This window comes from Gilliamella sp. BG3 (assembly GCF_046635605.1).
In the GTDB taxonomy this organism is placed as follows: domain Bacteria; phylum Pseudomonadota; class Gammaproteobacteria; order Enterobacterales; family Orbaceae; genus Gilliamella; species Gilliamella bombi.
In genome coordinates this window covers 23,661-49,889 of record NZ_JBIDFE010000017.1, presented here as the reverse complement: position 1 = coordinate 49,889, position 26,229 = coordinate 23,661, and the positions used below count along the sequence as shown (strand labels likewise).

The following is a 26,229-nucleotide window of genomic DNA, read 5'->3' as shown; positions in this document are numbered from 1 at the left end:
TATGGTCGAGATGATGACGGGGATGATGGCATTAATGCAACTGGCAAATTAACGATTAAATGGCAAGATAGCAGTGGAAAAGATATTACGGAGGATGTTAAAGCTAACTCAAATAGGGAATTAGATTTTTGCAATGCACCTTATCAGCTCACATTAAGTGCAACGGAGGGCTACTTATCAACTGAATACGGTATACCTAAAACTACTTACTTTAATAATGCTAACCATAGTTACTATATTAATCCGAATCGAATAAATGCAAAAGTCTGTTTTGCACAGCCAAGTTTACACGCACAACAAGGTGATGAACAAAGGGAATATTGGGTTAGAAAAAAAGGTTTTAAAGTGCAACCATTTAACAACCCAACTAATAATTTTCCAACGACAGGCTCAAACAAAATGTTTTTCTACCTGCTGTTGGCAGGTATTACACCAGAGCAAGTTATTGCAGTCAATGGCTCAACAGTACAGGGAACTGAAGGGAACGTAACATTGCAATTAAGTGTGGCAACTACGCATGGTTGGGGAAGTATTAGCTATCCAGAGAGGGTGCGGGCTCTAAAAGTTGAACTAATTGGACCGACTCGAAGCTGGGAAAATAAAAAATTCTTACCAACAGAATTTAAATTATATTCTGATAATATTGGTGGTCACTTAATTTATAATTTTAAAATAGAGCGTTGGTTTATCCCTCTCTCTGGAGAAGCAAACGGGTATTGGAATGCACATAATTTTTGTAACAGTTTAGGATATGGTTATCGGATTCCTGGTGTTGAAGATTATACTAATGCGAATCGTCCAGATATTGGTTGGAATAGTGGTATACCTGGCAGAAATATCGATATGTACCGAAGAGCTTTAAGTTACCGAGACGGTAACCACTGGGTTGGAGGATTCTTTAATGAGTGGGGCGTTATGAGCGACGCAAATAGTGGTTATCCTGGTACTGACTGGAATGTCTACGACTATTGGGCTTATCAAATGCGAAGTAGGAATGAATGGTATAGCGTTGGTTCGGGTGGTGGTAACATTAATACTGTGGCTATTTCTAGTCATTTATATAATACAAATAGAGTAGCATGTGTAAGTCCTTAATGTGATAAAGTAACTCGATCGTTTGTCACAAAATAATAGCTAAAAAAGATTTATTAAATGGTACAGTTAGATGTTTGCAAATTGTTACCAGCTGGCAATAATGATCTGAAAAAGTAGCATATTATCCATCTAATTCATTATATTAATGGATGGATAATATGAAAATACAATTTATTTTATTACAACGCGCTCGCCTGATGTAGCGTGTTTAATTTCACCTAATAACCATGCCTTTTCACCATGATTATTTAGTAAAGTAATTGCTTTATCGGCTAACTGTTTTGGTAAAGCAATAATTAAGCCAACACCACAGTTAAAAGTTCGATACATTTCGTGACGGCTGACATTACCTGCTTTTTGTAACCAATTAAATATTTCAGGCCATTGCCAGCTTGCTTCATTAATTATGGCTTGTGTATTATCAGGTAATACGCGAGGGATGTTTTCCCAGAATCCGCCGCCTGTAATATGGGCAATGGCGTGCACGTCAACTTGAGCGATAAGATCAAGAACAGATTTAACGTAGATCTTAGTTGGTGCAAGTAAATGATCAGCAAGTGGTTTGCCGTTTAGTTGTTCGGTAGCAGGGTTTACGCCACTGACTTCAATTATTTTACGCACTAATGAATAGCCATTAGAATGAGCACCGCTTGATGCTAATGCAATTAATGCATCACCATCTTGTACTTTACTACCGTCAATCATAGCTGACTTTTCAACAACACCAACGCAAAATCCTGCTAAATCATAGTCATTACCATGATACATACCCGGCATTTCGGCTGTTTCACCGCCAACTAAAGCACAACCCGATTGTTTACAACCATCAGCAATACCAGTTACCACAGTGGCTGCAACATCAACATTAAGTTTGCCGGTAGCATAATAATCAAGGAAGAATAAAGGTTCAGCACCTTGTACAATCAGATCGTTAACACACATTGCTACTAAATCGATGCCGATTGATTCGTGGCGATTTAAATCCATGGCTAGACGTAATTTAGTTCCGACACCATCGGTACCAGATACTAAAATAGGTTCTTTATATTTTTGTGGAATAGCACACAGTGCGCCAAAGCCACCCAGTCCACCCATAACCTCAGGTCGTTTGGTTTCTTTAACAACAGATTTAATACGATTAACAAGTTCATTGCCAGCATCAATATCGACACCAGCATCTTTATAACTAAGAGAATTGTTGTTTGACACGGTAAGTAGTCCTTACAATAAAAAGTTGTTACTATTTTAGCAAGGATGAAATTTAATGGCGATTAATTATTTACAAAATAACCAATTAAATAAAATTACTAATTATTTTCAAACCAACTTTCCAAAATAATAATGGCAGAAGTTGCATCAACATGACCCTTTTCAAGTGCTCGATAACCTCGTGAAGCAAAAATATGTGATTTTGCTTCAACGGTCGATAACCGCTCATCTTGCAAATGTACTTGATAACCAAATCTGCCATGCAACCGATTAGCAAATTTACGAGCTCGGGCTGTTAATGGTTGTTCGGTGCCATCCATATTTAGGGGAAGCCCAACGACTAAAAAATCAGGTTTCCACTCATTTAATACCTTTTCGATAGCTTGCCAGTTAGGAATACCATCGCGAGCTTTAAACGAGCATAAAGGATTGGCTGTTTTAGTTATATCTTGTCCAATAGCCGCTCCAATACTGGCAGTGCCAAAATCAAATGCGATAATGGTTGCCATGGGTCATGCATTTCCCATTTGGTGTGAAATAGTATTCATATTGATTCCAAGTGATTGAGCGGCTTTTTGCCAACGTTCATCAATGGCAACTTCATAAATAATTTGAGGATCGGCATCAACCACTAACCAATCATTACGAGCAATTTCATTTTCGAGTTGTAGAGACTGCCAGCTTGAATAACCTAAAGCCAAAAAGATATTTTGGGGCTGTTCAGGAGAGCCGATTGATTTAAGTGCATCAAGCGAAGTACTAATCATCACATCATCTGAAATCTGAATACTAGAAGCAAACCCATCTAAAGGTGTGTGTAAAATAAAACCCTGTTCATCAGCAATGGGGCCACCACAAAATACAGGTTGTTCTAGTTCTGCGCAACTTGTAGGTGATGTAATTTCTAAACGTGCAAGAACGGTTGCCACATTAAGTTCAATAATTGGTTTATTAATCATAATCCCCATAGCGCCATCACGATTATGTTCACAAATATAAATAACTGAATGACTAAACATAGAATCATCAAGTGTTGGCATTGCGATAATAAAATGGTTTTTTAAATTCATAGTTTCACATTCAAGTTAATTTTATAATGCACATTTGCCAATTTTAACGTTGTGTTCAACATTACAGTGCATTAATAATTCTGGTTCATTTGTTTCTTCATTGATCGATTCTGAAACAATTTCAAAATTTTGAGAAAGATAAAAGTTAATCGCATTAGTATTTTTTTTATAAACATGTACCAACAGTTCGTTATGGCGTTGTTTTGCTTTTTCAACAAGAGCTTTACCTGTTCCTTGTCGGCGAAAAGCTTCATCTACAAATAGACCTGAAATATAATTTTCAGTTATACCGATAAACCCTTTAACTCCATCAAGGTCTTGAACGTATAAAGTAGACATTGGAATTAACATTTTTACTAAATCACAATTTTGTTTAAAAAACTCAGGATTGATAAAGTTATGAGCTTGCAAATTACCTTGCAACCATATTGTCATTACACTGTTTAAATCTGTGGTTTTATATTCTCTAATCATTGTTTAACTCTTTTTATTTAATCGATGTTCTATTGCGTCCATTAACATACCTGTAATTGAAAGGCCTGGGTTAGCTGCTTCAATTTCACGAACACAGGTTGGGCTGGTAACGTTAATTTCGGTTAACTTATCACCAATGATATCAAGTCCTACAAATAGTAGGCCTTTTTGTTTTAAAACTGGGGCGATGCTTTTAGCTATATGCCAATCGCTTTCGCTTAAGGCTCTAACTTCACCATGTCCTCCAGCAGCAAGGTTGCCACGAGTTTCACCTTTTTGAGGGATTCGTGCTAAACAATAAGGTACAGGTTCACCATCAACTACTAATACACGTTTATCACCGTCTTTAATCGCAGGAATAAAGTTTTGAGCCATACAATAACGTGTGTTATGTTCGGTTAACGTTTCAATAATCACTGAAACATTGGGATCGTCTTGTTTGATTCGAAAAATGGATGATCCCCCCATGCCATCAAGTGGTTTTAAAATGATATCATGGTGTTGTTCGTGAAAAGTTTTGATATGCTGCGTTTGACGTGTAACCAAGGTTTTTGGTGTAAATTCGGCAAACCAAGCGGTAAAAAGTTTTTCGTTACAATCGCGTAGACTTTGTGGTTTATTAACAATCAACACACCTTTAGCTTCGGCACGCTCTAGAATATATGTAGCATAGATATACTCAGTATCAAAAGGTGGATCTTTACGCATTAAAATTGTGTCAAGGTCACTTAGTGGAATCGTTTTTTCTTGCCCAAGTTCAAACCAATGATCTTTATCGTTATAAACTGTTAAAGCGCGAGTTGTGGCATAAGCTTCGCCAGTATCTAGAAAAAGGTCATTCATTTCAATATAAAAAAGTTCATAACCCCTTTTTTGCGCCTCAAGTAACATGGCAAAACTGGTATCTTTTTTTATTTTGATGTGACTAATTGGATCCATTACAATGCCCAGCTTTATCATGATGACTCCTTACCTATTTTGTCTTTATAAAATTGTTTTATACTGAAACATGGGTATTCCTGAAACTTTTTAACAGGTTTTTAATCATAATACCCAAATTAAAATTTAATATTTGTTGTTATCATACTCGTTACAAGTTCAGTTGCAAAGCAATCATTACTTATCATTTGTATAAGATATATTTATCCAAGATCGCCTAAATGTACTTGTAAGGCGGTGAGAGCCGTTAATGCTGCAGTTTCTGTTCGCAACACTCTAGGACCGAGTAAAATGTCAGAAAAATGATAGTTATGTGTCATGCTAATTTCATTATCAGATAAACCACCTTCAGGTCCAATTAGTAAGTAAATTTGTTTATGCGTATTAGTTAACTGTTTAATACCATATTCAGCTTTGGGATGTAGATTGAGTTTTAAGCCTTCGGTCAAACTAGCACACCAACTTTCTAACTTCATTACTGGATGAATAACTGGAATCACGTTTCGACCGCATTGTTCACAAGCAGAAATAACAATTTTTTGCCATTGCTGAATTTTCTTTTCGAGCCTTTCTTCATGAAGTTTGACGCCACAACGTTCAGAAAGGAGTGGGGTGATACTCGCTACGCCTAATTCGACTGATTTTTGAATTGTAAACTCCATTTTTTCACCGCGTGAAATCACTTGCCCTAAGTGAATATCTAATGGTGATTCACGATTATCTAAAATGGGCAAAGAGGTTTTTACTGTAACTGTTTTTTTATTGATTTCATGTATAACTGCAGGAGTAATATGGTTTGAACCATCAAATAAAATAATATTTTCACCTACTTTCATGCGTAACACGCGAATAAGATGGTTAAATGCATTATCATCTAGGGTAACAAGACTATTTGGCTCAATGGTAAATGGTTGAAAAATTCGAGTCATAATTTTGTATATCTTATATTATTTGCAATAAATTATAGCGTAATTTAACAAGATTCGGTAATCTCTATTTAATGTAACTTATGTTTTGGAATCAGGTATGAATACATATAGCAAAGATAGGGTATTAATCGAAGGATTAACTGTTTTAACCACCATCGGCGTATATGAGTGGGAAAAGACCATCAAACAAAAATTAATTATTGATCTTGAAATGGCGTGGGATAATAAACCTGCTGGAGAAAGTGATAACGTATCACTTTGCTTAGATTATTTTGTGGTTAGTCAAACTATAACACAATTGGTTGAATGTTCGAATTTTGAATTGATTGAATGTGTTGCTGAGCGTATTGCTGAGCGTATTATTAAACAATTTTCGGTTAATTGGCTTAAAGTTAAAGTATCCAAACCGAATGCAATAGCTAATGCTCGAAATGTTGCTGTAATAATTGAACGTACGGCAAATAAATAAACTAACTAGTGGTAAAGATACTGTAACAATGATAGATAATAAAAAGCAAGATTTAATTAATAACAAAAAACATCATACAGCTAAAGGGTTTAGGCACGACGAATCTTTTAAAATAAAAATAAGTGAGTTTTTGCGTTGGCGTTTTGAACGTAAAGTTTTACCTCCTAAAGAGGGTTATCACAACTTTAATCAGACGTGGTTTGAGAAAATAAATCTTGACTTGCCCGATGATAGAGTTTGGTGGATTGGTCACTCAACAACATTGATTCGTTTGGGCGGTAAAATGATTTTGACAGATCCTATCTTTTCTAAACGAGCTTCGCCATTACAATTGATCGGACCGAAACGTCGCACACCTCCAGCTTTAGAAATAGAACAACTACCGCAGATTGATTTTATTGTAATTTCACATAACCATTATGATCATCTTGATTATCATAGCATTCGGAAATTAATTGCGCGTTTTCCTAATATTGCAATAATGGCTCCTCTTGGTTTAAAAAAAGCATTATTAAAATTGGGAGCAAAACAGATTACTGAATTAGATTGGTGGGATAGTGTAACTGTTGATGGGCTTACTTTTTCCGCAACATCGGCTATACACTGGAGCAATCGTGGGTTATTTGATGTAAACAAAGCATTATGGTGTGGTTGGGTGATTCAATCTAATATTGATAATCAAGATCAATCAAAGATGGTCTATTTTATGGGTGATACATGCTACTCTGCTGAATTAAAAGAGATCGCTAAGCGTTTTCCTTCAATAGACTTGGCATTAATTCCAATTGGTGCTTATGCACCACGTTGGTATATGCAATCACAGCATATCGATCCTAAACAAGCTGTGCAGTTATATGACGAACTCAATTGTTATTGTGCAATAGCCATTCATTGGGGGGCATTTGAATTAGCCGATGAACCATTAGATGAACCACCTCAATTATTAATTGAATACAAAGCCGAGCGCGCTTTTCATCTATTAAAAATAGGTGGTACTTTAGCTATTAAACGTATCAATTATGAATTAAAATAACTTCAATAGAAACAAATGTAATACCTATAATTATTTAATGTATTTGCCAAAAGGAGAAAGAAATGAAAGTAGCAGTTATTGGGCTATCTTGTTTAATGTTTAGCCTAGCATTAGTTGGATGTGGAGGAAAAAACGACGAAGGCAAAACTTATCATTGGTCAAAAGCGCACGGTGTTTTAGAAGATTGTCGTGGTGTAATGAATAAATCTCAACAATGTAGCAATAATTCGAATAATCAACAATATTTATTCAAAGTAGATAAATATTAATATGAGTGCATGGCTGATTTACGCATTACTTTCTGCCATTACTGCGGCCAGTGTTGCTATTTTAGGGAAAATTGGTTTACAACATCTTGATGCTAACACCGCTACTGCAATTCGTGCCGTTGTAATGGCCATTTTTTTAGTCGGTGTGGTTGTTGTTCAAGGTAAATTAAATCTTATCAACACTTTTTTTAATGATAAAAAGGCATTACTTATTATTGCGCTAAGCGGTATTGCAGGTGCGTTATCTTGGCTATTTTACTTTATGGCGATCAAAGAAGGCAAGGTGTCGCAAGTTGCGCCAATTGACAAATTAAGCGTAGTTTTTGCTGTTGTGTTTGCTGCTGTTTTATTTGGTGAAAAGATCTCGTTGTTAGCTGGCGTTGGTGTCGCTATGATTGCAGTTGGTGCGATATTAGTGGCACTATTTTAATTGTGCACCAACGAACGCTATTGCCTTGGTTTATTGATATGCGTGGCTTTATAGGAGGCAGAATTCATAAACCATGGCTTGAACTATAACATCACTTAAGTAATGTATTAAACAGTTCAACATTCACCATTTCGCCTTCACTAACATTACCACGATCTTGTTCAAGCACAATAAAACAGTTAGCTTGGTTAAATGACTGCGTAATATGAGAACCTTGTTGACCAGTTGTTGTTACTTCTAACTCACCTTGTTTATTAATTTGTAATATTCCTCTTTGAAAATCTAATCTCCCGATTCTTTTTTTGACGCTGGTAGCAATTTTTACTTTGAAAGATAAATCGATTGATGTTAGTTGTTGTCCTGAAAGCACTAAAATAAGTGGTTGTACCAATTGATAAAAAGTCACTAAAGTTGAAACGGGATTACCAGGTAAACCACAAAATAGTGCATTGCCAATTTTGCCAAAGGCAAAAGGCTTGCCTGGTTTCATTGCAATCTTCCAAAAATTGATTTGTCCTAATGTTTCAAGTGCAGTTTTGGTATAATCAGCGTCACCGACGGATACGCCTCCACTTGTTATCACCAAGTCAGCTTGACTTGATGCAGTTATTAACGCTTTTTTGATTTCGGTAAGATCATCAGCAATAATACCGAGATCAATAACCTCACAGTTAAGTTTGGTTAATAATAATTTTAGTGTGAAGCGGTTGCTGTCATAAATAGCGCCATTGCCAGATAATGGCTGACCAATGGGGGTTAATTCATCACCCGTTGATAAGATGGCTACCTTTAATTTTTTAAAGACAACAAGATCACTAATGCCTAATGTTGCAAGTGTCGATAGTGTTGGTATCGTTAATTTAGTCCCTTTTTTGACTGTGATCGCACCTTTTTTAACATCTTCACCTATACGACGAATATTATCGCCAGCTTTTACGTTACTTAAAAAGGTAATCCCTAGATCAGATTTTTCGGTCTGCTCCTGCATAACAACCGCATCGGCATCATTTGGCACTGGAGCACCTGTCATAATGCGTAAACAAGTGCCTTGTGGCCAATGAAGATTGTTTATATCATCACCTGCAAAAATAGCACCAGCCAGTGGCAACAATTTTGATTGTTTAAAATCTGCTAACCGAACCGCATAACCATCCATAGCTGAATTATCAAAACTAGGTACATTAATAGGGGAAATTACAGGTTCAGCGGTAATCCTTTCTAATGCATCAAATAACGTAACTTTCTCACTATGCAGCGATTTTATGGTTGATGCGCTTTGAAGTAGTTGTTGCTTGGCTTGTTGAAAAGTGAGTAACATAAAAGTGGGCTGTCCTTATATTTACCAATCTATTATTGGTTCAGTTGACAAAAAGTTTCAGGTAACACTACGTTTAAGTAAAAAAATAAATTTTATATCAATATTAATTAGTTATTATGGACATCAATATAACAACGTCGCCAAAAGGCGACGTAAAATAATCAACTATACATTAAATAAGAAGTTCATAATATCGCCATCTTGCACGATATAATCTTTACCTTCAGCACGCATTTTGCCTGCCTCTTTAGCGCCTTGTTCACCACCGTATTTAATAAAATCATCAAAAGCAATGGTTTGCGAACGAATAAAGCCTTTTTCAAAATCGGTATGAATTTTGCCTGCTGCTTGAGGGGCGGTATCGCCAACCGAAATTGTCCATGCACGAACTTCTTTTACGCCTGCGGTAAAATAAGTTTGCAGATTAAGTAAGCTATAGCCAGCACGAATTACACGATTTAAGCCTGGTTCGGTTAAACCTAAATCTTGCATAAACTCATCACGATCGGCATCATCAAGTTCAGCAAGTTCTGCTTCAATGGCTGCACAAACAGGTACGACAACAGCTTTTTCTTGTTCCGCTATTGCTTTTACTTTATCTAAATAAGGATTATTTTCAAAACCATCTTCATTAACATTGGCAATGTACATAGTTGGTTTTAACGTTAAAAAACTAAGGTATTTGATGGCTTCAAGTTCTTCTTTGCTAAGATCTAATAAGAGTAGCTTTTTGCCTTGCTCAAGATGAGGTAAACACTTTTCAAGGATTTCCACTTCAAATTTGGCGTCTTTATCACCACCTTTAGCGCGTTTTTGTTGGCGAGTTATTGCTCGTTCACACGCTTCAAGATCGGCTAATGCTAGCTCGGTATTGATAATTTCGATATCTTCAGCAGGATCGATTTTACCCGCAACGTGGACAATGTTCTCGTTTTCAAAGCAACGCACTACATGACCGATAGCTTCTGTTTCACGAATATTAGCTAAAAATTGATTTCCTAAACCTTCGCCTTTTGATGCGCCTTTAACAAGCCCAGCAATATCAACAAATTCCATGGTAGTAGGTAATGTGCGTTGTGGTTTAACAATTTTAGCTAACTCATCTAAACGGGGATCTGGCATTGGTACAACCCCAGTATTTGGCTCGATAGTACAAAACGGAAAATTAGCCGCTTCAATGCCAGCTTTAGTTAGTGCGTTAAAAAGCGTTGACTTACCTACATTCGGTAATCCGACAATCCCACATTTAAATCCCATACTGTTTGTTACCTTTTTTGTTTTAAAATATCTTAAAAATAAGGGGCGATTATATACTAAATTGCACTATTTGTGCTAATCTTCTTATCAATAAATCAACCGATAATTAAGCAAATTAGTAATAATCATTTAGTTTATTATCCAGTCAACGCTTTCTAAAAACCGTTTTATAAGCCATACCAAGTAATGTAACTTAACGACCCAATTATTGTTCGGAATCTAAACCAATTTGATAAAGTTGATTCTTTTTAAGTCCATATATTTCAGCAGTAATGGCTGCTGCCTTTTTTAGCGGTAATTCTTTTTGCAATAGTTTAAGGGTACTAATTGCCTGAGGATCAATATCATCATCGCATTTGATATGACCTTGAACAATCAATACAAATTCACCTTTTTGGCGAGAAGTATCCTCGTTTAGCCAATTAATCAGCTCATTAACCTTAAAACTGACAATGGTCTCCCATGTTTTGGTTAGTTCCTTAGCTAAAATGATCTGCTTATTTGGTCCCCAAATAGTTTGCATATCGTTAAGCGTGTCTAATAAGCGATGTGTTGATTCATAAAAAATCATTGTTCGAGGTTCGTCCAACAATTTTACAAGACAATCTTGGCGAGCTTTAGCTTTAGCTGGTAAAAAACCTTCATAAATAAACTTATCTGACGGCAACCCTGATGCACATAAAGCAGCAATCGCAGCACAAGCACCAGGAACGGGAACTACTTTTATGTTATTTTCGCGACAAGCCTTAACTAAATGATACCCGGGGTCATTAATTAACGGAGTGCCAGCATCAGAAATCAAAGCAATTGATAAGCCAGATTTAAGTTTTTCAATCAAAATATTGGACTTTTCTTGTTCATTATGATCATGTAAAGAAAACAATTTTGCTTTTATTCCAAGATGTTGTAAAAGTAAACCACTATGGCGAGTATCTTCAGCCGCAATAAGATCGACACTTTTCAGTGTATTGATGGCTCTGAGCGTAATATCATCTAAGTTTCCGATGGGGGTGGCAACAATATATAAAGTCATTTTTTTAAATCACATTAAATTTTTATAGAAATACGGCAAAGGTACTGTACGAAAACCTATTTTATTGTATATACTCGTTACATTCAAAATAAATCCGACAAAGCCTGAATAATTAGTTAATCAAAAGTAGAAAAATAGCTTGCTTATAACAAAATTAAGTATAAGCTGATTGGGATTATACCTTTGGATAATAAAGAAATTATATTAGCTCAGTTTGAATTTTAGTGGTTATAGATCGCAAGAATAATCAAATAACAAATTTAAGGTTTTCATCGTGAAATTCTAGATGAATTTATTGATTTAACTAATAACTAATCAATATAATAGCGTTTTTACTATAAAAACGCTAAAATGTGCTGATAAAATAAGATGTATAAATGCTATTGGACGCAAAATAGTCAAAAACAAAATTTACGAATGAAAGGTGTTGCTTTGAAAAAAATACTTACATTAAGTTGCTTAAGTTTGTTGATTGTTGCTTGTACGCAAACTGAGCAGGCCGAAATTGAAGATATTTCTGGCGCAGGTGGATCATCAACTTCTTCTGTCTATACCAAACCACCTGCCAATATATCAACAGGCGGTAGAACAGTTTCTACTCCTACTAATCATAACCTTCCATCATCAAGGCAGGCGACGGTTTCAAATTCCAACACCGCTAATAATACTAGCACGGTGATTAGTAATGAGCGTATTGTCTATAATCGTAATTACGACGACATTCCAAAAGGCGGATATCAAGGCGATACTTACACTGTTAAACGAGGCGATACTTTATTTTATATTGCATGGGTAACTGGTAATGATTACCGTTCACTAGCAGCTAAAAATAATATCAAAGAACCATTTGCCGTTAATGTTGGGCAAGTATTAGACGTTAGTGGCGGAACTGTTGTGGTAACACAAAAAACCACAACCAATAATACAACGACAAATAAATCAAACAACAATAATTCATCTGTAGTGATTGGACAAGCTAAAACTAAACCAACAATAACCAAAACAACAACGACTTCAATTACCACAATAGATAAAAATAAACGTCCAACAACAACTGAAACAACTGAAACAATCACTGAACCGCTAGATGATTCTACTAGAAGTCCAACTATAAATTCAAAAGCAGTTAATATTTCATGGCGATGGCCTGCACGAGGCAAGATTATTGAGAAATTCTCAAAGGCAAGTAAAGGTATTGATATTTCGGGTTCAATTGGCGATAAGGTTTTGGCTGCGGCTGATGGACGCGTTGTTTATTCTGGTAATGCGTTACCAGGTTATGGTAATTTAATCATTATTAAACATAATGATGACTATTTAACAGCATATGCGCATAACCAATCTATATTAGTAAAAGAACAACAAGCCGTTCGCGCAGGTGAGCAAATAGCCACAATGGGTGCAACGGGCACTTCGTCAGTGAGATTACACTTTGAAATTCGTTACAAAGCGCAATCAGTTGACCCGTTAAAATACTTACCCAAATAATAAACGTTTTGAGTCAGTCTGGTTGGCTCAAAACAAATGAGCATGCACGGTAATAACCTAGTATGTCTATGACAGAATATACCAAAAATTTAATCTACGTAACAAAGGAGTTATATTCATGGCAGTTAAAAAATTAGTGCTAATTCGACATGGAGAAAGTGTTTGGAACCAAGAAAACCGTTTTTGTGGTTGGACTGATGTTGATTTATCTGATAAAGGTAACAAAGAAGCGGCTGAAGCAGGTAAATTACTAAAACAAGAAGGTTTCGCATTTGATTATGCTTACACTTCAGTATTAAAACGTGCAATTCACACATTATGGCACGTTTTAGACGAAGTAGATCAAGCATGGTTACCTGTTGAAAAAAGCTGGAAGCTAAACGAACGTCATTATGGTGCATTACAAGGTTTGAATAAAGCTGAAACAGCAGCAAAATATGGTGATGAACAAGTAAAATTATGGCGTCGTGGCTTTGCAATTACACCTCCTGCACTTGAAAAATCAGATGAACGTTTTCCTGGTCACGATTCACGTTATAGCAAACTACCTGAATCAGAATTACCATTAACCGAAAGCCTAGCATTAACTATTAAACGTGTACTACCTTACTGGGAATCAACAATTGCTCCACGTGTAGCTAAAGGTGAACGTGTTATCATTGCTGCTCATGGTAACTCACTTCGTGCATTGGTAAAACATTTAGACAACATCAGCGATGATGATATTATCGAACTAAACATCCCAACTGGTGTGCCATTAGTGTATGAATTTGATGACAATATGAAAGTTATCAAACACTACTACCTAGGCAATGCTGACGAAATCGCTGCAAAACAAGCTGCTGTTGCCAACCAAGGTAAAGCAAAATAATTATTCAATAAACTATTAAAGAGGTAGGTTATTTAACTTACCTTTTTTATTATCCAAATTATCATTTTATTTAACCACTTTTATTGATTTAATCTAATTTTGAGAATTTAATTTTGTCTAAAATCTATTATATATATGGCGTAATGAATGCCGGAAAATCCACAGAGCTTTTACAAATTGACCATAATTATTTAAGTAATAATATGCAGACTTTATTACTTAAATCATCAGTCGATACTCGTGACTCGGCAGTTGAAATTGTTTCTCGCTTAGGATTACGCAAAAAAGCGTTACAGCTTGATGACACAACGGTTGATGAAATTATTGAGCATATCAAACAAAGCAATTATGCCTGTATACTAATCGATGAAAGCCAGTTTTTATCGCGTAATACTATTTGGAAGTTATCTGATGTATGTGACGAATATGGCGTACCAATCATGTTTTTTGGTATCAAAACCGATTATATGGGACACCTGTTTGAAGGTTCTAAAACACTACTTGAAATAGCCGACAATTTTAGAGAGCTCAAAACTGTATGCTGGTGTGGCAAAAAAGCAACTATGATTTTATTGGAAGGACAAGACGGTAAAATTGTTAAATTCGGAAATTCTATTCATCTAGGTGATAGCGAATACCACTCAGTATGCCGAAAACACTGGAAAGCAGGGCAAATAAGGCCTAAAAACTGATCCTCTTAAAATTTCACACTTATTTCTTTCAACAAATTGCTTGTACATATGCAATATGCTTTTGGAAAAGTGTGAATAAACTCTCATTTTTGCGATTTTCTTTTTGTTGATTCTTTTTATTTTATGTCATATTAACTGACACGATTCAGTATTATTTTGTTAACTATGAGGAATCACCATGAAAATCAAAATTATTTCACTAGCTGTTGTGATTAGTTTAGTTAGTTATAATGCCAATGCTAAAGAATTTGTATTAACTGATAACGAAAAAGGTATTGCCAAAGGTAATTGGTCAGTTTCGAGTCAAGATTTAGGAATAAAAGGTTCAAAATTCGCTATTCAAAATACGATCCTTAAAGGTGGTAAACAAGACGGAACTGAACTACTAACAATTTCTAGTGATAATTTCACTATTAAATTAATTCCAACTCGTGGATTAGGTATTTTGTCTGTTGTTGGTGATGGTGTTCGCATGGGATGGGATTCACCAGTAGATGAAGTCGTTCATCCTAAATATATTAACTTAGAAAGTCGGGCAGGGCTTGGTTGGCTAGATGGCTTTAACGAAATGATGGTTCGTTGTGGTTTTGAATGGACAGGTCATGCTGTGCAAGATAGTGGCATCATGTATACGCTTCATGGTCGTGCGCAAAATACACCTGTTTCTAAATTAATTGTTGATGTATCGGACAAAGCACCGTACACCATTACAGTTAAAGGGTTAATTAAAGAAAATACTTTCAAAAAAAGCAATTTAGAAACTTGGGCATCGCTGATCTATGTGCCAGGAAGTAGAGAATTTACGGTCCACGACGTTCTCACCAATAAGAGTGATTATATCCGTGATTATCAAATTATCTACCATAGTAATTTTGGTACACCTATTCTTGAAGATGGTGCTAAATTTGTTGCACCAGTTAAAGAAATATCTCCATTTAACGATTATGCAAAAGGTGGCCTTGATACATGGCAAACTTATCTAGGTCCAACTAAAGATTTTGATGAAATGGTATTTAATGTTTATCCTTTTTCTGAGGAGAATGGCGAAACACAAGTTATGGTGACCAATAAAGCAGGTGATAAAGCAGCTGGTATTAGTTTTAATACTAAACAGCTACCCGTACTATCATTATGGAAAAATACCGATACCCTCAAGCAAGGTTATGTTACAGGCTTAGAGCCAGGTACCAGTTTTGCTTATCCAGTGACTATCGAACGTGAGCAAAAACGTGTACGTCAGCTTAAACCAGGACAAAGCACTGAATTTACTTTAACTTATAGTTTATTATCTAGCAAAGATGCTGTAACAAAATATGAACAAAAAATTAAAGCTATTCAAGGTAAGCAAGAAACAAAAATTGTAAATGAACCAATAGCTAAAGAATAAATTATTAAAAATGGCTACCAACCTTATATGGTAGCCATAAAACAACCTAATAATCTCAACACTTAATATTCATGATAGTAGCCTTAGCTACTTGATTCGCTATCAATAGATAGGTATAGTCACTAAATTAATAACTAGCTTTAATATCGCTTATTTTTAAATGTACAATATAATTTGTAGACTAAATAAAATAATGATTAACAATTTTATTAATATAGGATAAACATGACTCTCCAGCGGATAGTGATTGGCATTAGTGGTGCAACAGGGTTTGCTTATGGAATAAAAGCGTTAGAGCTTTTAAAATCACTTGATATTCAGACTCATTTAGTAATATCAAAAGCAGCACAAATAACGCGCGCTTACGAATTCCCTAACACCAGCATAGCACAAATAGAATCACTAGCTGATAAAGTATATTCTGTCAATAATATTGGTGCGGCCATTGCAAGCGGATCGTTTAAAACTATGGGTATGCTAATTGCACCTTGCTCAATGAGGACTCTAGCTGCCATAGCACATGGCTTATCAGATAACTTACTTACTCGTGCTGCTGATGTTGCATTAAAAGAGCGTCGTCGCTTGGTATTAATGGTTCGTGAATCACCCTTAAATTTAACGCACCTAAAAAACATGGAAACCGTGACACTTATGGGTGGTGTAATATGCCCGCCAGTACCAGCTTTATATCAGCATATTGAATGTTTGGATGATATCATCACCCATAGCGTAGCAAGAGCACTTGACCTATTTGATATTAACATCCCATCGCTACCACGATGGGGCGAAGATCTGCACCTAAACACTAAAACCGAATAACACCAATAAATAAAAAATATGCAAGCCGACTCTAAAATCATAAAATTTATTAAAAATAACCATGTATTATCGCTAAACGTAATCTTACCTGACAACAAACCATGGGCATGTAACACCTTTTATGTTTTTGATGAATCGGTAATGTGCTTGTATCTTCTTTCCGAATTAAAAACCGAACACGCTAAAGCCATGTTAACAAACCCACTAATAGCGGGCACCATCAGTATTACTCCTAAGACGGTTGCACAGATCCAAGGGATCCAATTTCAAGCTCAAGCAACACGATTACAAAAACAACAAGCTGAGCATGCCTATGCGCTATATTATCGGGCATTTCCCTTTGCAAGAGTTATTAAAGCACCAATTTGGGCATTACAGTTACATTATGTGAAAATGACGAATAATTTGCTGGGATTTGGGCGTAAAATTTATTGGAAAAAAGAAGAAGATTTTTAGATTTCTCTAAAAACTATAATTTTACTCATCCCTCCTGTAATTAACTTATTTGAATAAAAGCAAATAAAATTAATACCTTACCTGAATAATTTTGAGTAAAAACACACTTATAGCACCACAATGCTAATAAGTTTGCCTTATCAGAGCGCCAAAATATGCCGATAACGAAGTAAAGCTAGCACGCCAAACAGGGCTGTTTGGTGTGTTTGCGTGTTAGATGTTATCATCAATATTAATCATTCCGTAAAAGTCAAAAAGTCCTAAAGCTAACACCACATTTTAATTAAAAAATTCACCTATTTTTATAACTGAATTGTTTTTATCTTTATGTTTCTTTAAATTTATTTACATTTCTTTACAAAAAAGTCCGCAAAAAAACTAGCCAACTATTTTATAAATGGTTATACTTTCATCGCTTTAGTAAGGTAAGCTTATTAAATAAGCGAATAATTATAAAAATCGAAATAAAACAAAATATTACTTGACAGGTGGAACAAAATGCAGTACCATTTTAGGCACAAGGCACAAGGCACAAGCACTGGCAAACCTATGTCTTAAATTTATCAAATAATCCTATTCGACGAGTTTTTACCCGAAACTTATTTATATCATCGAAATTATCCACAAAATTATTTTCAAAAATCCCATTGGCATTAGTGCCGTTGTTGTTATTGTCGTACTCTTTTGAATCGCAGGCATTATCGGCCACGACTTCTGAGCGCATTCACGGTACTGCGCCTTATTTAACCTTTGATGGTGGTGTTACTAAAGTGACTAAAACAGAGGATTTATTAGGTATTAAGTTATCGGATGGTCGAACATTCGCACCGCAAGATAATCCTTCATCACCAACCTCGCCAATCGAGTTATCTAATGTAGGGGATACCTTGGCTGATATTGAAATGATAGTCCCGCCATCAAGCGACTCAATAAATATAAATGATTTAGTGACACAAGGTAAATGGAGAGACGATGATGGAGATGGACAGGGAGCAAGTGAAATTACTGCATCAGGAAGTATATCGTTAGCAATAACGGATAAAGATGGCAATACCATTAATCGTAGTGATGCATTAGATATATGTAATGCACCTTATAAGGTAACTTTAAGTAGTACTGGAGGTAGTTTAACTACACAATATGGTTTGCCAGATAGTAGTACTTTTAGTGGAGGAACAGCGGAGTATTATATCACTCCACCGTCACAACCCGTTATTTGTTCGGTCAGGCCGAATTTGTTGGTGGGTGGAACAAGTGGTATTGTTTCTTACGACGGCCCACGTTATGCAGGCCCAGCTAACATATGGAATCCAGCTAAGGGCTTTTTAGTTCAGTCAACAAACCCGTCATCTTACGGATTGAATTTTCCAACTACGGGGTCAGATGGATTGTATTTTGATTTGCTTATTGCTGGGGTAGATGCAAGTCAGTTGAGTTGGACAGTTACCACACGTGGTGATATAACGGCAACGGTGAGTTGGGTTAGGCCGCATACAGGAACATTCACAGACCCACAAGGGAGCACTATATCAGCTGATATTTGGATTAGAGATAAGTCCAAGAACGTAACGAGGGTAACGCTGAATGGTCCTAAAGCTAATAGTACTCAGATAAATTCAGATAATCCAAGTTCACTTAGACGTCCATCTTTGCCACAAACCTTTGAATTGGTTGGAAGGGATAGAAGTGGTAATGAGGTTCGGTATGGATTTGAATTGAGGCAGTGGTTTGTTAATCGAGGAGGTCAAAGAACTAGCCATTCTAATCAAACTACATGGTGTAATAGTTTGGGTTATCGAATGCCAAGGGTAAGCGATTTAACCAATGCGAAGTGTGGTGTACATAGTTACTTTCCTTGTATAAATGGCATAGATGGCGCCATTCCGTCGTCTGATGGTAATTATCACATGCGTCACATAGGAGCAGGCTTTTTCACGGAATGGGGCGTCATGCTCTACTACGCTGATGCGGGCTTCGTCTTCTACGATTACTGGACAAGTGACGCAGCAGGTAACTACTGGTTTGCTGTCGTCTCTCACTCAGGCGACCTCTACAGCGACAATCCTAACAAAGGCCTTTGGGCTGTTTGCACCACACCTTAGTTATTAGGTGTTTAGTCCTTAATCCCTAGGGCGAAAAGGGGGGGGCTTATGGTGCCTGAGAGGAAAATATAAGAAAAATAAAACCCCAGCGCATGTTGGGGCTTTGAGCAGGCAAAGCCTGCGAGCCTAGTGCTTTAATGACTAAAAGCCAAAATAACGCCAGACCGAGACAATTTTAAAGTTTGCGCTTTTGTTATTAACAAGTTGTTATTAAATAGCTATTATCAAATAACAAAAGCGCCTTTCTTAAAAAGCCAAATTCAATGTAATAAACAACTAGCCTATAAGTATATGACTTTATTTAAAAATAAAAAATCAATAAAATCAATAGTCTAACTGAACAATTTTAAAGTAAGAAAGACGTTTATAGCACCATAATTTTGATAAGTTTGCCTCATCATGGCATCAAAGCCGAATGCAGATAATTATATGGATGTCAAAAAGATGATTAAAATCGATGCTATTGCTAAAGCCGAAGCTTTGCTTGTTGCTATTGCCGTTGTTGATTAAGATTGCTGCTGAACAAACACGGCTATTTTTAAGTAACGTTTTATAAATATTTAATTTTTATTATCAACCTTACAAAAAACCGTTCAATCTAGAACGGTTTTTTTGATTGATATTAATTAAATTTACTTATCAAGCTTTATATTTTTTCATTACAATTGAGGCATTAGTACCACCAAAACCAAAGCTATTTGACATGACTGTTGTTAGTTCACGCTCGGTTGGTTCAGTAATAATGTTCATGCCGATTGCTGCTTCATCAAGTTCATCAATATTGATACTTGGTGTAATAAAGCCATGTTCTAACATTAATAATGAATAGATAAGCTCTTGCGCACCTGTTGCACTTAATGAATGACCAGTCATTGATTTGGTTGATGAAATAGCAGGGATGTTATCGCCAAATACTTGTTTGATTGCCCATAATTCTTTGACATCACCAACTGGGGTTGATGTGCCGTGGGTGTTGATGTAATCAACTGGAACATCTAAATCTTGAATAGCAAGTTGCATACAGCGCATTGCGCCTTCACCTGATGGGGCAACCATGTCATGACCGTCCGACGTTGCGCCATATCCAACCAGTTCGCCATAAATATGAGCACCACGAGCAAGCGCATGTTCTAATTCTTCAACTACAACCATACCTGCACCGCCAGCAATAACAAAACCATCACGGTTTTTATCATAAGCACGTGATGCTTTTTCTGGGTTGTCGTTATATTTGGTTGATAAAGCGCCCATGGCATCAAATTCGCAAGACATTTCCCAGCAAAGTTCTTCACCACCACCCGCAAAGACGATGTCTTGTTTGCCAAGTTGAATAAGTTCAGCAGCATGACCAATACAGTGAACTGATGTCGCACAAGCAGATGTCATTGAGTAGCTAATTCCTTTAATTTTAAATGGAGTTGCTAAGCAAGCCGAAATCGCCGATGACATTGATTTGGTTACAGCATAAGGACCTACACCTCGTAATCCCTTTTCTTTCATTCCAGCTACTACATTGTATTGTGTTTTAGTTGAGCCACCATAACCAGCAATTAAGCCAGTACGAGGGTTAGAGACTTGTTCAGGGGTTAATTTTGCGTCTTCAATAGCCTGTTGTAAAGCAAGATAACCGTAAATAGAAGCATCATTCATAAAACGAACAACTTTGCGATCAATGAGTCCAGTAGTGTCAAGTTTTACATTTCCGCATACATGGCTACGCATCCCGCTATCTTTCATTTCTTGAGAAAAGGTAATACCACTACGACCTACTTTTAGTGATTCTAAGACTTCTTTAGTATTATTCCCAATACTTGAAAGAATTCCTAACCCTGTAATTACAACTCGTTTCATTTACTATTTAGCTCCTAAGTTATCTGGCTTCATATAAAAAAGTTTGTTGATTATAGCGTACAGTTGTAAGCTGAACAATACCTTGCCATGTTTTTATTTATATCTTTTGATATTGTCTTAATTATTTATATAAAAGTAATCAAATCAATAGAATTGCCTAAGTAGCGTAGGTAACAGTGATTTTGTCGACAATATTTACTTGCTAAGCTTAATATAATTACTGTATACTGTATAAATAAACAGTTATTTTAATGGCACAATATGAACGAAAAAATGATAACTAAACTTGAGATATTAGCTGAATCGGCAAAGTATGATATTTCTTGCTCATCAAGTGGCACTTCAAGAGGTAATAAAGGTAAAGGCATTGGTAGTGCACATAAGTCTGGTATTTGTCATACATTTACTGCCGATGGGCGATGCGTTTCGTTACTTAAAATTATGCTCACTAATTATTGTATGTTTGATTGTGCTTATTGTATTAATCGTCAAAGTAATGATATTCCAAGAGCGGGTTTTACACCACGTGAGTTGGCTGATGTGACCATTGAATTTTATCGCCGTAATTATATTGAAGGTTTATTTATTAGTTCAGGCATTGTAAGAAGCCCAGATCATACTATGGAAAGAATGATTAAAGTGGTAAAGATTTTGCGAAATGAATATGGTTTTAATGGCTATATTCATATGAAAGCGATTCCTGGTGCTAGTAATGAGTTAATTAATCAAGCAGGTTTATTGGTTGATAGAATGAGTGTTAATTTAGAAATTCCAACTGAAGAAAATCTTAAATTATTAGCACCTGATAAAGATCATCAAAGTATCTATCAGCCTATGCGTCAAATACATCAAAATGTGTTAGAAAATATCGAAGATCGCAAAAAATTTCGCACTACACCCAAATTTGTACCTGCTGGGCAAAGTACTCAAGTTATTATTGGCGCAACCGATGAATCAGATAAACAGATTTTGCAATTAACCGCCAAGCTTTACAAACGCCCAAGTATGAAACGAGTTTATTATTCGGGATTTATTCCTGTTAATGGTTACGATAAGCGGTTGCCTGTTGTACAAGACGTACCAAGAGTACGAGAAAATCGTTTATATCAAGCCGATTGGTTATTGCGTTTTTATGATTTTAATGTTGATGAAATTGTTAACGATCAATATCCTGATCTTGATTTAAGCGTTGATCCTAAACTGGCTTGGGCTATCCGTAATCCGCAGTTTTTTCCCGTTGATGTTAACCGTGATAGCTATCAAAAAATTTTGCGAGTACCAGGCATTGGTGTTAAATCGGCCAAGTTAATTGTGATGGCAAGACGTCATCGTAAGCTTACTTTTGATGCGCTTAAACGTATTGGTGTTGTTTTAAAGCGAGCAAAATTTTTTGTTGTTTGTCATGAAATGAGAAAATTTAAATTGCTTGATTCTTCGGCCGAATATATCCGACTATCGTTGCAAGATCCGCCTTTGTTAGAAGATAAACAAGATAATATTTCACAGCAATTAGTCATGGAGTGGTAGACATGTTGGCGTTTTATTATGATAAAAGCTTTGAAGGATTGCTATGTGCGGTATTTGATGCTTTTAAACTCAAAAAGATGCCTGAATGCCTGTTGGCTATTGGGCAGGTTGAACCGCTATTAGTGTCTAATAGGCATAATGTTGAATTTTGTGATCTTAAATATGAGCGTGTACGTTTGGCGTTAATTAATAAGATTAGTAAAGCGGCGCTTCGTCATTTAATGTATGTTTGGTTATCAGAATTGCCTGAAAGTGATTTAATTGTTTTTCGTTATATTTGCAAGGTATTTAAATCATCTAAATCAATCGAAACGGATTTTGCCGATAAAGATGTGTTATTTGTACATGATATTGCCAAAAAAGTTAGTCGGGAGCGACATCGTATAATGCAATTTGTACGTTTTAGTGCAATTGACAATCCTCTTAAAGATACGACAATGCCTAATGAAAGGGAAGATAAGATCTATTTTTCGAATATTGCTCCTATTTATAACGTATTGCCTTTGGTTCTTAAATTTTTTAAAGATCGTTTTGCCGATCAAAAGTGGGTTATATATGATGAAAAGCGCAAATATGGTTATATCTATAATTTACACAGTATTGAACCGATCTCGCTCGTTGATAAAGATGATCTGATTATTAATAGTCAGGTGAATCAACATTACCTATCTAAGGACGAAGTACTATTTCAGAATATGTGGTTACGTTATTGTAATGCATTAACTATAAAAGAACGAATCAATCCTAAATTACAACGTCAGCAAATGCCAAGCCGATTTTGGCAATATTTACCAGAAATGAAATCAATATCAAAATAAATATGTAAATAAAAAATGACTAAATTAGTATCATCATAAATAAAAGAACATAAAAAAACCGCCAAATAACGGCGGTTTTTAACATGATTTAATAAAAGTACATAATTTAACAAAAGTTATTGCGAATCGATATCATTAATAACATCATTAATCGATTCTTCACGTTGTTTTTGTTTATTTTCATCTACTTTACCACCCGATGCAATAAAGTCATTACGCTGGAAGTAAGCATTACGCATAAAGTTATAAGGATCATCGCTATTTTTAATCAGATCTTCATACTCGATTGCCATTGCACGTGCTTCAACGCCATCAATTACACCACGTGCCAACATCCATTGCCAATCTATCCAAACAAGTGGAGGATAAAGGGTGTCAACAATACCACCACCTTCTTCTCTCAATGTTGCTGAACCATAAAATGGCAGTACAACATAAGGACCATAAGGTACATCGTAATGACCAAGAACATCACCAAAAGTTCGTTTGCCGCCTTTTTGTAATTGTGGATCAGACATGCTAGCAACATCCATCAAACCAGCAAAACCGAAAACGGTATTTAAAAAGAATCGTGCTAAATGTGTTCCAGCTTTATGAACGTCACCTTGTAATAAGTTGTTCACCATTGAAGCTGGTTCAGAAAGGTTAGATGAAAAGTTAACTACACCTGTACGAACAGGAGACGGAACATAATCTTTCCATGCTACTGCGGCAGGACGCAAAACATAGGGATCAAGCGCATGGTAGTTAACATCAAACATGGTTTTGTTAAAACCTGATAACGGATCACTATAGGAATTAGTTTCGGCTTGATAAGTAGCACAACTTGTGAGTGCCATTACAGAAAACATCATACCAACAATTCGTTTTTTCATAGTATCTTCGATTAAAAGTAATGAGGTTAATTATGATGCGATTGTATCATGATTACTTAAAATAGAAAATTTTTCGTTATTTAAATGGCATTATCTAATAAAATTTATTAAAATGTACAACCTATGACCTCATAGTTAAATGGATATAACAAGCCCCTCCTAAGGGCTAGTTGCAGGTTCGATTCCTGCTGGGGTCGAAATCGCAAACAAGATTAAAAACGATATTCTACGATTTAAGCTTTATTTTAACAGTGTTTTAAGGCATTTTGACACGATTCAGCACGATTCTAAACGATTGACAACGCAAACACTTAAACGGTATATTTACGGTATATTTTAATACCGTGACCAAAAATACCGTAATTATGCTAACTGTAAAAGCCATAGATTCAGCCAAGCCCAAAGAAAAACCGTACAAGTTACCAGACTTTGAAAACCTATATCTCTACATCACACCCACTGGCACTAAATCTTGGCGTTATGATTATCAGTTTAACGGCAAAAGAAAAACGTTAACGATCGGTAAATATCCGTATATTAGTTTAGCAGATGCACGCAACGAAAAAGAATTAGCTCGGCAGATGCTTGCTCATGGCAAAGATCCTGGCGTTGAGCGAAAAAGAAAAACTTTACTTGCTAATATCGCGCAAGGAAATACTTTTAAAAAAATAACCCTTGAATGGTTTGATACAAAAAAACGAAATTGGTCTATCAATACCCGAGAGATGATTATTCGGTATTTTGAAAAAGATATATTCCCGTTTGTAGGTGATATGGATATTGCGCAAATCAAGCCTCTAGAAATGCTAAACTGTTTAAAACAAATAGAAAATAGAGGCGCATTGGAAATTGCAAAAAAGATGCGTCAACGATGTACTGAGGTTTTTCAATATGCAATTATTACCGAAAGAGCTGAAAACAACCCCGCGCGTGAATTAGCTAAAGCTATGGTCACACATACACCAGAAAACTATGCGTTTTTAATGGAAGATGATATGCGTGAATTTATGAAAGCGTTACAATCGTATTCGGGTAATATTTTAGTTCGTTATGCTACAGAATTATTAATATTAACTGCTGTCAGGACCATGGAATTATTGAGCTGTAAATGGGAATATGTAGATCTGGATAAACGATACATAATTCTACCAAAAGAATCAATGAAAAAATCAAGGGTTCACGTGGTACCGCTATCTAATCAAGCTATTAATATTCTGAAATTTTTACAACCAATTACAGGGCGGGGAGAATATGTTTTTTCTGGTAGAAATAGCAGTTCAAAACACATGTCTAACGGCGCTATTTTAGGTTTAATAAAACGATTGGGATTTGCTAACCGTGCAACTGGGCACGGCTTTAGGCATCAGTTTTCAAGTGTGTTAAATGAGCATGGTTTTAATCGTGACTGGATAGAAAAACAATTAAATCACGAAGAAGGAAGTGTGCGTGGCATTTACAATCACGCACAATATTTGGAAGGACGTCGTGAGATGATGCAATGGTATGCGGACTATATAGATAGCCTAACCGCATGATTGATATTCTTGTTCTTTTTGGGCAAGATAAGCGTTGATGGTAGACAGCTTCCAACGCGGATGTCTACCTAAATATAAATCGGGCCTTGGAAATTCTCCTTTCGCCACCCATTTGTCTAACGTGGTTTGATCTAATCCGCCCATGTATCCGCAAACCTGTGATTTGCTATATCTTGGGTCTTCAATTGTTAAATTATTTACCATTATTTACTCCTATAATCTTTTCTCATCTCTCATCAACAAATAACACTAAGTAATTCGCTGTATTAAAATACTTTGATTT

27 protein-coding genes and 1 tRNA gene are annotated in these 26,229 nt (G+C 35.9%); 16 read left to right on the top strand and 12 right to left on the bottom strand.

The window, feature by feature from the left end; genetic code table 11:
* Positions 1-1,095: hypothetical protein (locus ACGH6S_RS09025; RefSeq protein WP_411578717.1), on the top strand; the 1,095-nt coding region annotated here is incomplete at its 5' end.
* A gap of 171 nt (positions 1,096-1,266) precedes the next feature.
* Here ACGH6S_RS09025 and purM read toward each other — a convergent pair.
* The 6 genes from purM to rsmE form a co-directional block, all read right to left on the bottom strand.
* The gene (gene purM / locus ACGH6S_RS09020) at positions 1,267-2,304 is read right to left on the bottom strand and encodes a phosphoribosylformylglycinamidine cyclo-ligase (protein WP_411578718.1); all 1,038 of its coding nucleotides are present in this window, start codon (positions 2,302-2,304) and stop codon (positions 1,267-1,269) included.
* Positions 2,305-2,402: 98 nt separating this feature from the next.
* Positions 2,403-2,813 carry a Holliday junction resolvase RuvX gene (ruvX, locus tag ACGH6S_RS09015; protein ID WP_065609713.1) on the bottom strand — a complete coding sequence of 137 codons (411 nt, stop codon included), beginning with the start codon at positions 2,811-2,813 and terminating at the stop codon, positions 2,403-2,405.
* Between the two features lie 3 nt (positions 2,814-2,816).
* Positions 2,817-3,374, bottom strand: coding sequence for a YqgE/AlgH family protein (locus tag ACGH6S_RS09010; protein WP_034910961.1), 558 nt, complete (start codon positions 3,372-3,374; stop codon positions 2,817-2,819).
* A gap of 21 nt (positions 3,375-3,395) precedes the next feature.
* Positions 3,396-3,848, bottom strand: coding sequence for a GNAT family N-acetyltransferase (locus tag ACGH6S_RS09005; protein ID WP_065609711.1), 453 nt, complete (start codon positions 3,846-3,848; stop codon positions 3,396-3,398).
* A gap of 3 nt (positions 3,849-3,851) precedes the next feature.
* Positions 3,852-4,808, bottom strand: coding sequence for a glutathione synthase (gshB, locus tag ACGH6S_RS09000; RefSeq protein WP_065609709.1), 957 nt, complete (start codon positions 4,806-4,808; stop codon positions 3,852-3,854).
* A 182-nt stretch (positions 4,809-4,990) separates the two neighbouring features.
* Positions 4,991-5,716 (bottom strand): 16S rRNA (uracil(1498)-N(3))-methyltransferase, encoded by a 726-nt coding sequence (rsmE, locus tag ACGH6S_RS08995; RefSeq protein WP_174798120.1) that lies wholly within the window; start codon positions 5,714-5,716, stop codon positions 4,991-4,993.
* A gap of 97 nt (positions 5,717-5,813) precedes the next feature.
* Here rsmE and folB point away from each other — a divergent pair, with 97 nt between their 5' ends.
* The 4 genes from folB to ACGH6S_RS08975 all read left to right on the top strand — a co-directional run bounded on the left by folB (position 5,814) and on the right by ACGH6S_RS08975 (position 7,917).
* The gene (gene folB, locus ACGH6S_RS08990) at positions 5,814-6,185 is read left to right on the top strand and encodes a dihydroneopterin aldolase (protein ID WP_085163848.1); all 372 of its coding nucleotides are present in this window, start codon (positions 5,814-5,816) and stop codon (positions 6,183-6,185) included.
* Positions 6,163-7,218, top strand: a complete 1,056-nt coding sequence (locus ACGH6S_RS08985) for an MBL fold metallo-hydrolase (RefSeq protein WP_411579502.1) — start codon at positions 6,163-6,165, stop codon at positions 7,216-7,218. Before folB ends, ACGH6S_RS08985 begins: the two co-directional genes overlap by 23 nt.
* Before the next feature lie 62 nt (positions 7,219-7,280).
* Positions 7,281-7,487 carry a hypothetical protein gene (locus ACGH6S_RS08980; RefSeq protein WP_065590490.1) on the top strand — a complete coding sequence of 69 codons (207 nt, stop codon included), beginning with the start codon at positions 7,281-7,283 and terminating at the stop codon, positions 7,485-7,487.
* A 1-nt stretch (position 7,488) separates the two neighbouring features.
* A complete protein-coding gene (locus ACGH6S_RS08975) occupies positions 7,489-7,917 on the top strand; it encodes an EamA family transporter (protein WP_065590491.1) in 429 nt (142 codons plus the stop codon).
* Between the two features lie 91 nt (positions 7,918-8,008).
* Here the strand turns inward: ACGH6S_RS08975 and moeA are convergent, their stop codons facing one another.
* The 3 genes from moeA to rsmI all read right to left on the bottom strand — a co-directional run bounded on the left by moeA (position 8,009) and on the right by rsmI (position 11,525).
* On the bottom strand, positions 8,009-9,235 hold the full coding sequence (gene moeA / locus ACGH6S_RS08970) for a molybdopterin molybdotransferase MoeA (protein ID WP_411578720.1): 1,227 nt from the start codon (positions 9,233-9,235) through the stop codon (positions 8,009-8,011).
* Positions 9,236-9,400: 165 nt separating this feature from the next.
* Positions 9,401-10,492 carry a redox-regulated ATPase YchF gene (gene ychF / locus ACGH6S_RS08965; RefSeq protein WP_411578721.1) on the bottom strand — a complete coding sequence of 364 codons (1,092 nt, stop codon included), beginning with the start codon at positions 10,490-10,492 and terminating at the stop codon, positions 9,401-9,403.
* A gap of 205 nt (positions 10,493-10,697) precedes the next feature.
* Positions 10,698-11,525 (bottom strand): 16S rRNA (cytidine(1402)-2'-O)-methyltransferase, encoded by an 828-nt coding sequence (rsmI, locus tag ACGH6S_RS08960; RefSeq protein WP_411578722.1) that lies wholly within the window; start codon positions 11,523-11,525, stop codon positions 10,698-10,700.
* Positions 11,526-11,942: 417 nt separating this feature from the next.
* Between rsmI and nlpD the strand changes: the two genes are divergently transcribed.
* The 7 genes from nlpD (at position 11,943) to ACGH6S_RS08925 (ending at position 19,340) form a co-directional block, all read left to right on the top strand.
* Positions 11,943-13,013, top strand: a complete 1,071-nt coding sequence (nlpD, locus tag ACGH6S_RS08955; RefSeq protein ID WP_065590494.1) for a murein hydrolase activator NlpD — start codon at positions 11,943-11,945, stop codon at positions 13,011-13,013.
* Positions 13,014-13,131: 118 nt separating this feature from the next.
* Entirely contained in the window at positions 13,132-13,884 is a 753-nt protein-coding gene (gene gpmA, locus ACGH6S_RS08950) for a 2,3-diphosphoglycerate-dependent phosphoglycerate mutase (protein ID WP_065590495.1), read from the top strand.
* A 113-nt stretch (positions 13,885-13,997) separates the two neighbouring features.
* Entirely contained in the window at positions 13,998-14,576 is a 579-nt protein-coding gene (locus tag ACGH6S_RS08945) for a thymidine kinase (RefSeq protein ID WP_034910926.1), read from the top strand.
* 178 nt (positions 14,577-14,754) lie between these two features.
* Entirely contained in the window at positions 14,755-15,963 is a 1,209-nt protein-coding gene (locus ACGH6S_RS08940) for an aldose 1-epimerase family protein (protein ID WP_065590496.1), read from the top strand.
* Positions 15,964-16,188: 225 nt separating this feature from the next.
* The gene (locus ACGH6S_RS08935; protein ID WP_034910921.1) at positions 16,189-16,782 is read left to right on the top strand and encodes a UbiX family flavin prenyltransferase; all 594 of its coding nucleotides are present in this window, start codon (positions 16,189-16,191) and stop codon (positions 16,780-16,782) included.
* 18 nt (positions 16,783-16,800) lie between these two features.
* Entirely contained in the window at positions 16,801-17,238 is a 438-nt protein-coding gene (locus ACGH6S_RS08930) for a hypothetical protein (protein ID WP_085163852.1), read from the top strand.
* Positions 17,239-17,894: 656 nt separating this feature from the next.
* On the top strand, positions 17,895-19,340 hold the full coding sequence (locus ACGH6S_RS08925; protein WP_411579501.1) for a hypothetical protein: 1,446 nt from the start codon (positions 17,895-17,897) through the stop codon (positions 19,338-19,340).
* A 639-nt stretch (positions 19,341-19,979) separates the two neighbouring features.
* Here ACGH6S_RS08925 and fabB read toward each other — a convergent pair.
* Entirely contained in the window at positions 19,980-21,191 is a 1,212-nt protein-coding gene (gene fabB, locus ACGH6S_RS08920; protein WP_034910913.1) for a beta-ketoacyl-ACP synthase I, read from the bottom strand.
* 261 nt (positions 21,192-21,452) lie between these two features.
* Here fabB and ACGH6S_RS08915 point away from each other — a divergent pair, with 261 nt between their 5' ends.
* Entirely contained in the window at positions 21,453-22,718 is a 1,266-nt protein-coding gene (locus tag ACGH6S_RS08915; RefSeq protein WP_174798126.1) for a putative DNA modification/repair radical SAM protein, read from the top strand.
* A 2-nt stretch (positions 22,719-22,720) separates the two neighbouring features.
* Positions 22,721-23,536: a TIGR03915 family putative DNA repair protein gene (locus ACGH6S_RS08910; RefSeq protein WP_411578724.1), complete on the top strand. Its 816-nt coding sequence runs from the start codon at positions 22,721-22,723 to the stop codon at positions 23,534-23,536.
* 116 nt (positions 23,537-23,652) lie between these two features.
* Here the strand turns inward: ACGH6S_RS08910 and ACGH6S_RS08905 are convergent, their stop codons facing one another.
* Complete coding sequence (locus ACGH6S_RS08905; RefSeq protein WP_411578725.1) at positions 23,653-24,411, bottom strand: MlaA family lipoprotein; 759 nt, start codon at positions 24,409-24,411, stop codon at positions 23,653-23,655.
* Positions 24,412-24,536: 125 nt separating this feature from the next.
* On the opposite strand from ACGH6S_RS08905, the gene ACGH6S_RS08900 reads away from it, so the two are divergent.
* Positions 24,537-24,608, top strand: a tRNA-Arg gene (locus ACGH6S_RS08900).
* Positions 24,609-24,755: 147 nt separating this feature from the next.
* Positions 24,756-25,946: a tyrosine-type recombinase/integrase gene (locus ACGH6S_RS08895; protein ID WP_411579500.1), complete on the top strand. Its 1,191-nt coding sequence runs from the start codon at positions 24,756-24,758 to the stop codon at positions 25,944-25,946.
* On the opposite strand, the gene ACGH6S_RS08890 is transcribed toward ACGH6S_RS08895, so the two are convergent.
* The gene (locus tag ACGH6S_RS08890) at positions 25,935-26,150 is read right to left on the bottom strand and encodes a helix-turn-helix transcriptional regulator (protein WP_065609681.1); all 216 of its coding nucleotides are present in this window, start codon (positions 26,148-26,150) and stop codon (positions 25,935-25,937) included. The genes ACGH6S_RS08895 and ACGH6S_RS08890 overlap by 12 nt on opposite strands.
* Positions 26,151-26,229: the final 79 nt, after the last annotated feature.